The sequence below is a fragment of the Stenotrophomonas maltophilia genome (assembly GCF_004920835.1).
Classification (GTDB): domain Bacteria; phylum Pseudomonadota; class Gammaproteobacteria; order Xanthomonadales; family Xanthomonadaceae; genus Stenotrophomonas; species Stenotrophomonas maltophilia_AQ.
The window spans coordinates 21257-27862 of the sequence record NZ_QFHO01000043.1 but is presented as its reverse complement, the minus strand read 5'-3'; the positions used below and the strand labels follow the sequence as shown (position 1 = coordinate 27862).

General features: G+C 66.4%; 4 protein-coding genes. All 4 read left to right on the top strand.

The window, feature by feature from the left end; genetic code table 11:
- Positions 1 to 1397: ribosomal protein uL16 3-hydroxylase (locus tag DI041_RS20065; RefSeq protein ID WP_136640149.1), on the top strand; the 1397-nt coding region annotated here is incomplete at its 5' end.
- 9 nt (positions 1398 to 1406) lie between these two features.
- The gene (locus tag DI041_RS20060; protein WP_136639879.1) at positions 1407 to 2303 is read left to right on the top strand and encodes a GNAT family N-acetyltransferase; all 897 of its coding nucleotides are present in this window, start codon (positions 1407 to 1409) and stop codon (positions 2301 to 2303) included.
- 185 nt (positions 2304 to 2488) lie between these two features.
- Positions 2489 to 5320 (top strand): 2-oxoglutarate dehydrogenase E1 component, encoded by a 2832-nt coding sequence (locus DI041_RS20055; RefSeq protein ID WP_136639878.1) that lies wholly within the window; start codon positions 2489 to 2491, stop codon positions 5318 to 5320.
- Positions 5321 to 5359: 39 nt separating this feature from the next.
- Positions 5360 to 6562, top strand: coding sequence for a dihydrolipoyllysine-residue succinyltransferase (gene sucB / locus DI041_RS20050; RefSeq protein ID WP_012511581.1), 1203 nt, complete (start codon positions 5360 to 5362; stop codon positions 6560 to 6562).
- The last annotated feature ends 44 nt before the right edge of the window (positions 6563 to 6606 follow it).

Genomic DNA, 6606 nt, shown 5'->3' with positions numbered 1-6606 from the left:
CCGCCCCCCTGATCGAAGTCACCGCCCGCCCCGGCCAGCCGCTGGGCATGGCGCCGGCCACCTTCCTGCGTGACTTCTGGCAGAAACGCCCGCTGCTGATCCGCAACGCCTTCCCGGATTTCCAGACCCCGGTGCAGCCGGAAGACCTGGCCGGACTGGCCTGCGAAGAAGGCGTGCTAGCGCGCCTGATCGAGCATGACAAGACCCAGGACGGCTGGCGCGTGCGTACCGGCCCGTTCCAGGAAGAGATCTTCCCCGCCCTGCCCGACCGCGACTGGACCCTGCTGGTGCAGGACGTGGACAAGTGGGACAAGGACGTGCGCGCGCTGATCGAACACTTCAGCTTCCTGCCGCGCTGGCGCATGGATGATGTGATGATCAGCTTCGCCGCCACCGGTGGCTCGGTCGGCGCCCACGTCGACCAGTACGACGTGTTCCTGCTGCAGGCCCAGGGCCACCGTCGCTGGCAGATCGATGCCAATGAATCGATCAAGGGCAAGCAGCCGCCGCTGGGCTTCCGCCCCGACGTGGAGCTGAAGCTGCTGAAGGTGTTCAAGCCGACCCACGATTGGGTGCTGGCGCCGGGCGACATGCTGTACCTGCCGCCGAACGTGCCGCACCATGGCGTCGCCGAAGACCCCTGCCTGACCTTCTCGTTCGGCATGCGCGCGCCGTCCTCGGCCGAGCTGATCAGCGACTACCTCGACACCCTGATCGCCGATGCCGACGAGAACATCCGTTACCAGGATGCCGATCTGAAGGTGCCGGCCGACCCGAACGAAATCGATACCGTGGCGATGGCACGGGTGATCACCGCGCTCAACGCCATCCGCATGAACGACCCGGACAAGCTGGGCGACTGGTTCGGCCGCTTCATCACCACCTACCGTGCCGCCGGCGAAGTGATGCCCCACCAGGCTGCTCCGGCCCCGGAGGAAGTGGTCGAGGCGCTGGCCTCCGGACTGTTGCTGCAGCGCCACCCGTGGGCCCGCCTGGCCTGGCGGCGGGCCAAGCGTGGCGCCAGCCTGTATGTCAGCGGCCAGGACTTCGCGCTGCCGGTCAAGGACGCCCAGCGCCTTGCCGGTGCCGAACAGCTGGATGCCACCGCTTACCGCGGCCTGTCCGACAAGGGCCGCGCTGCGGTCCAGCAGCTGCTGGTCGGCGGTGTGTTCCAGCTGATCGACCCGAACGAGATGTATGAGGCCGAAGACGAGGATGACGATGAGGATGCCGTGGTGCTCGGCGAAGTCGTCGAAGGCCGTGACCGCGTGGATGTGATCGACGCCGACGCGGTGTCCGACGATGTCCACTCCGTGACCGTGCACGACGACGGCATCGAGGTCATCGTCAACTTTGAGGACGACGAGGAAGACGACAGCGACGACGGCCGCGGCTGAGCCATGACCGTGATCCGGGTCCAGCAGGTCAGCCACGCCGATGCCCATGCCGCTCTCCACGACGTGCGCCAGCGCGTGTTCGTGCAGGAACAGGGCATCGCCGCCGAACTGGAGCGCGACGCGCTGGACCCGGTCAGCGCCCATGTGCTGGCGCTGGATGGCGACGGGCAGCCGGTCGGCACCGGCCGACTGGCCCCGGACGGCCGCATCGGCCGTATGGCGGTACTGGCCAGCCATCGCAGCCACGGGGTGGGCGAGGCTCTGCTGGAGGCGCTGGTCGAGGCCGGGCGGCGGCTCGGCCTGGCCGAGCTGCACCTGCACGCCCAGCTGCCCGCCCGCGATTTCTATGCGCGCCAGGGCTTCCTGCCCGAGGGCGAGGTGTTCGAGGAGGCCGGCATCGGCCACCAGCAGATGCGCCGCCGGCTGAGTGCCGCCAGCGCCATCGACAGCCGCGCCGAGGCGCTGGCCATCACCACCGCCATCGTCCATCGCGCCCGCCGGCAGCTGTGGCTGCACAGCCGCCAGCTGGATCCGGGCCTGCTGGATGCGCCGCCGGTGCAGGCGGCCCTGCGTCGCTTCGTCACCGCCCGCCACGACAAGCAGCTGCGGGTGATCGTGCACGATGCGGCCGCTATCGCCTCGGCCGGCGCGCCGCTGCTGGCGCTGGCCCAGCGCCTGCCAAGCGTGATCCAGTTCCGCGAGGTCACCGACCCGGTCGACCGTGCGCTGGCCTCGGCCTGCCTGCTCAACGATGCCGGCGACTTCTACTTTCGTCTGATCGGGCACCAGCTCGACGGCGAGGCCGGCATCGCGCTACCGGCACGTTCGCAGCCGTTCGAGCAGCAATTGCAGCGCGTCTGGGACCGTTCGCGCGATTGCAGCGAACTGCGCGCGCTCGGCATCTGAGCCGGCGCAGCTGATCCAACCTGTCTGGAAGCGGCACCGGGGACGCGCGATGCCCTTGGTGGTGCCCCTTCGTGTCCGGTTGGGGGTACAATTTGGCTGTTTGAACGCGCCCGTGCATGGCTATTCATCTTCGTGCCGGGTCCTTCTGAAGCCATACCCCACAAAGCGAATCAGCACCCTCCATCGTGGACAATCAACTGAAGCAGTTTGCGCAATCTTCGCAACTCGCCGGCGGCAACGCCTCCTATGTCGAGGACCTGTACGAGCAGTACCTGGTCTCCCCGGATAGTGTCGATCCCAAATGGAAAACCTACTTCGACGGCTTCAAGGGCCGCGAAGCAGGTGACATTCCCCACTCGGCTGTCATCTCCCACATCGCGGACGCGGCCAAGGATGCGCTGAAAGCTGGCACCGGTACCGGTGCAGGCGACGAGCGTGAGCGCAATGTCGGTCGCCTGATCACCGCCTACCGTTCGCGCGGTCACCTGGACGCCCGCCTGGATCCGCTGGGCCTGGCTGCTCCGGTCAACACCCCGGACCTGGGTCTGCCCTTCCACAACCTGTCCGATGGTGACCTCAACAGCGAGTTCAGCACCGGCGGCGTGGGTGGCCAGCCGCGCATGAAGCTGCGTGACCTGCTGGCGCGCCTGAAGGCGACCTACACCGGTTCGATCGGTGCGGAGTTCATGCACATCTCCGAGGTCGAGCAGCGCCAGTGGATCTACAAGAAGCTGGAACTGGCCGGTGGCAACTACCAGCTGGACGCTGACACCCAGCGCCGCACGCTGGAGCGCCTGACCGCCGCCGAAGGCCTCGAGCGCTACCTGCACACCAAGTACGTCGGCCAGAAGCGCTTCTCGCTGGAAGGCGGCGACTCGCTGATCCCGATGATGGACACCATCATCCGCAGCGCCGGCAAGGATGGCGTCAAGGACGTGGTGATCGGCATGGCCCACCGCGGCCGCCTGAACGTGCTGGTCAACACCCTCGGCAAGAACCCGCGCAAGCTGTTCGACGAATTCGAAGGCAAGTTCGAGCACGACGAGCACGCTTCGGCCGGCGATGTGAAGTACCACATGGGCTTCTCCGCCGACGTGGCCACCGAGGGTGGCCCGGTGCATCTGGCCCTGGCGTTCAACCCGTCGCACCTGGAAATCGCCGACCCGGTGGTTGCCGGCTCGGTGCGTTCGCGCCAGGAACGCCGCAAGGACACCGCACGCAAGCAGGTGATGCCGATCCTGATCCACGGCGACGCGGCCTTCTCCGGCCAGGGCGTGGTCATGGAGCTGTTCCAGATGTCGCAGGCCCGCGGCTTCGCCGTTGGCGGCACCGTGCACATCGTGGTCAACAACCAGGTCGGCTTCACCACCTCCAATCCGCAGGACACGCGCTCCACGCGCTATGCCACCGACGTGGCGAAGATGATTGCCGCCCCGGTGCTGCACGTGAACGGCGATGATCCCGAAGCGGTGGTGTTCGCCGCGCAGCTGGCGTTCGAGTTCCGCCAGAAGTTCGCCAAGGACGTGGTCATCGACCTGATGTGCTACCGCCGTTGGGGCCACAACGAGGCCGACGAGCCGGCGATCACCCAGCCGCTGATGTACCAGGTGATCCGCAAGCACGCCACCACCCGCGAGATGTACGCCGAGCAGCTGGAAAAGGCAGGCGTGATCGCCGCCGGCGCCGGCAAGGCGATGGTCGATGCGTACCGCGAGAAGCTCGATGCCGGTGAAGTGACCACCGAGCTGGCCAAGGTCGAAAAGACCCCGCCGACCAGCCCGCTGTTCGTTGATTGGCCGAAGCTGCTGGAAGGCAAGCTGTCCGATCCGGTGTCGACCAAGGTCGAGAAGAACAAGCTGGTCGAACTGGCCAAGCTGATCAACACCGTGCCGGAAGAAGTGCAGCTGCACTCGCGCGTGTCCAAGGTCTACGACGACCGCCGAAAGATGGCCGCTGGCGAGATCCCGGGCGACTGGGGCTTTGCCGAGAACCTGGCCTACGCCACCCTGCTGGACGAAGGCAATGCACTGCGCCTGGTCGGCCAGGACGTCGGCCGCGGTACGTTCACCCACCGCCACGCGATCCTGCACGACCAGAAGACCGACAACTACTACCTGCCGCTGCGGCAGCTGGTGGATTCGCCGGAGAAGGCCACCATCATCGATTCGCTGCTCAGCGAAGAAGCGGTGATGGCCTACGAATACGGCTTCTCGACCACCGATCCGAACACTCTGTGCATCTGGGAAGGCCAGTTCGGCGACTTCGCCAACGGCGCCCAGGTGGTGATCGACCAGTTCATCGCCGCCGGTGAAGCCAAGTGGGGCCGCATTTCCGGCCTGACCCTGCTGCTGCCGCATGGCTATGAAGGGCAAGGCCCGGAACACAGCTCGGCGCGCCTGGAGCGCTTCCTGCAGCTCTGCGCGCTGGAGAACATGCTGGTGGTGGTGCCGTCGACCCCGGCGCAGGCCTTCCACATGCTGCGTCGCCAGCAGCACCTGACCACCCGCAAGCCGCTGGTGGTGATGTCGCCCAAGTCGCTGCTGCGCCACAAGCTGGCCGTGTCGACCCTGGACGAGCTGGCCAATGGCGAGTTCCAGCACCTGATCGGCGATGCCAATGCCGATGCCAAGAAGGTCAAGCGCGTGGTGCTGTGCTCGGGCAAGGTCTACTACGACCTGCTGGAAGACCAGACCAAGCGTGGCCAGGACGACGTGGCGATCATCCGCGTGGAGCAGCTGTATCCGTTCCCGCGTGCGCTGCTGGCTGCCGAACTGAAGAAGTACGGCAAGGCCACCGACGTGGTGTGGACGCAGGAAGAACCGCAGAACCAGGGTGCGTGGTACCAGATCCGCCACCACCTGCAGTTCTGCCTGGCCGATGGCCAGAACCTGCACTACGCCGGTCGCGCACGTTCGGCTTCGCCGGCTGCCGGTCACATGGCTGACCACGTCCGCGAACAGCAGCAGCTGGTCGCCGATGCACTGGTCAACCCGTTCAACGACTCGTTCGCTGAATAACTCTCCCCCTATTTAGAAGACAAACCAGGAAGCTCCCGCATGGCCACCGAAGTCAAAGCCCCGGTACTGCCCGAATCCGTCGCCGACGGCACCATCGCCACCTGGCACAAGAAGGTGGGCGACGCCGTCAAGCGCGACGAAAACCTGCTTGACCTGGAAACCGACAAGGTCGTCCTGGAAGTGCCGTCGCCGGTCGATGGTGTGATCAAGGAAATCAAGTTCGCCGAAGGCGCGACCGTGACCTCCAGCCAGGTCGTGGCGATCATCGAAGAAGGCGCCGTGGCCGCTGCTCCGGCGCCGGCCGCTGAAGCCGCTCCGGCTGCTGCCGCCGCTCCGGCCGCTGCTGCTCCGGCTGCCGCCGCTGCTCCGGCCCCGGCTGCCAAGTCGGCCGCCGACGCGCTGCCGCCGGGCGCCCGCTTCACTGCCATCACTGAAGGCGTGAATCCGGCCGACGTCGATGGCACCGGCCGTCGCGGCGCGGTGACCAAGGAAGACATCGTCAACTTCGCCCGCAACGGCGGCGCCGGCAAGGCCGGTGGCGCACGTCCGGAAGAACGCGTGCCGATGACCCGCATCCGCAAGCGCATCGCCGAGCGCCTGATGGAGTCGAAGAACTCCACCGCCATGCTGACCACCTTCAACGAAGTCGACCTGTCCAAGGTGTCGGCGGCGCGCAAGGAACTGCAGGACGAGTTCGTCAAGGCACACGGCATCAAGCTCGGCTTCATGAGCTTCTTCGTGAAGGCCGCCGCCAACGCGCTGCAGCGTTTCCCGCTGGTCAATGCCTCCATCGACGGCGACGACATCATCTACCACGGCTACTCGGACATCTCGATCGCCGTGTCGACCGAGAAGGGCCTGGTCACGCCGGTGCTGCGCAATGTCGAGCGCATGTCGTTCGCCGACATCGAACGCACCATCGCCGACTACGCCAAGAAGGCCCGTGACGGCAAGCTGAGCCTGGAAGAACTGCAGGGCGGCACCTTCACCGTGACCAACGGCGGCACCTTCGGTTCGCTGCTGTCGACCCCGATCATCAACCCGCCGCAGAGCGCCATCCTGGGCATGCATGCCATCAAGGAGCGTCCGATCGCCCAGAACGGCCAGGTCGTGATCGCGCCGATGATGTACCTGGCGATGTCCTACGATCACCGCATCATCGACGGCAAGGACTCGGTGCAGTTCCTGGTGGACATCAAGAACCAGCTGGAAAACCCGGGCCGCATGCTGTTCGGCCTGTAAGAAACCTCCCGCCCCTCCGCGCCTGCGCGGAGGGGTTCTGGTAA

Excerpts from the sequence above, each read along its gene's own strand:
- sucB (WP_012511581.1), top strand. The coding sequence starts at position 5,360 with ATGGCCACCGAAGTCAAAGCCCCGGTACTGCCCGAATCCGTCGCCGAC.